Consider the following 1837-nt stretch of genomic DNA (forward strand, 5'->3'; position numbering starts at 1 on the left):
TATCATTTCCATGGTGATCACCTTCTATCTCTCCTGCTGAATATTTCAGCAGGCCAGTTGAACACCCTGGTCAATTTTGAGTCGGCACTACTAGGTTTAGATGGTCAGTTTTCGGTCGGCGGCAACATGAAGAGCGAGCGGATCAAAAAGCGGATTTACCAAACCAGGGCTGAGGCCAAGTCAGAAATCTTCGATTACATCGAGGTTTTCTACAATCGAGTCAGGCGCCACAAGCATCTCGATCAGCTCAGCCCCCATGAGTTCGAGCGGCAGCGTCAAACTGCGCTATGAAAAGTGTCTAGGGATTCGGGGGAACGCCAGGCAAAGGACAGCCCAACACGTATCAAAAAATTCAAATTTGTGCTGAGCTGGATTTTTTTGGGTCAAATTCAGAATATAATTCTGTGAACTTTTTTCGCACATGTTTTGACTTCTCTGATCCTCGCTTTGACTAGAAGAGCGGAGGGGGCGTTGGAGGGGAATGATGATGAGCGATGTGCTTTCGTTCGAATGCATCAAATCCATGTGCATCGGGAGCGATGGACAAGAGCCTGGCTAAATTTGCCCAGGCCCCGAAAAATCAAAGTTAGGCGAATTCGTCATACTCACCCAAGTGTGGTTTGGCGGATTCAAGGACGAAGTGCACCAAAGATGAACCCGGCAATAGGTGGCTGAGGATGTCAAGGCATCATAGCCACTTAAACCGCCAAGTCCAAGTTGCCAGATGTACTAGCACCTCAGCCGAATAGAATTCGGCTGAAGCGAATGCGAAAAACAACGGAGAAAAAATGTTACCAATACAAAGAGCAGACAGCATTCAGCAATACGTCTCTGTAAAGGCGAAGGAAGAATGCGTTGGCTTTGAAACTGAACCAATACACGAAAAAATCATGTCAGCACTTAGTCAAATTGGAAACTTAGGACTGCGGAGAGATAACCGCGTGGGTTTCCCTCAGATTGATAATGGGGCAAAAAATATCAGGCAAGTTAGAGATGAAAAAGACGCAGCTATCAATAATTTCGAATATGACGGACGCACTGATCAAGAAGTTGTGGCCCAAGCGACTCGCGATACACTGAATAATTCCCATGGAGCACAAGCATTCTGCGGGGAACATGCATATTTTATGCGAGATGCGCTTGCGGACCTTGGAATCTCACAAGACAATATGAATGTGATTCATGCTGAAGCCCAAGTATATGCCGGAAAAGAAGGTGTGAGAAGAATAAATCACGCTTTTTTGCTATATTCTGATAAGCAATTTACACCAGGCCAATTATTGAGTGACCACATTGCGCAAAGTGATGATAATAGATACATTGTTATTGATGCATGGGCTTCGAAAAAAATCTCGGAATACAAGGGAGGGGGAAGCGCGATCCGGCGTGCGGACTTCATCCATGAATATATTGGTGAAGTGATGCGTGAGGTTGATTCAAAATACAGAAGTCCTCGAACTATTTCATATGGTATTGACAACCCTTACTCCAATAAAAAACCTGGTGAAGGAAGTATAAAGAGATTTTATAACGATCGTCCTTTTGGTGCTTGCGATGATCAGCCATCTTCAAAAAGACGTAAACTAGACGGCGGCTCTTGAAGATGCGCAACCGAACGAAGCCTTTGCAGAAGCGGCTCCGCAAATCAGGAGAGCTGAGATAAACCTAAATCCGTGATTTCGCAGTCGAAATATATTGATTTCCTCATTAGTCGCCCCTGAAGAATCCCTGCAACCCGCATGAATGCTAGCTTTCAGGGTAATTCTCACTAGCCAAATCTCTCAAGTAGATATTCAATATAGGCTGTTTCCTGGGAGTTTCTGGAGCCTGTATGTCG

General features: G+C 45.1%; 2 protein-coding genes. Both read left to right on the forward strand.

Annotated elements, in window-relative coordinates; genetic code table 11:
• Positions 1–291: IS3 family transposase (locus tag B9Z45_RS16560; RefSeq protein WP_146180958.1), on the forward strand; the 291-nt coding region annotated here is incomplete at its 5' end.
• A gap of 497 nt (positions 292–788) precedes the next feature.
• Positions 789–1601 carry a hypothetical protein gene (locus B9Z45_RS16985; RefSeq protein ID WP_146180959.1) on the forward strand — a complete coding sequence of 271 codons (813 nt, stop codon included), beginning with the start codon at positions 789–791 and terminating at the stop codon, positions 1599–1601.
• The last annotated feature ends 236 nt before the right edge of the window (positions 1602–1837 follow it).

It is taken from the genome of Limnohabitans sp. 2KL-17 (assembly GCF_003063415.1).
In the GTDB taxonomy this organism is placed as follows: domain Bacteria; phylum Pseudomonadota; class Gammaproteobacteria; order Burkholderiales; family Burkholderiaceae_C; genus Limnohabitans_A.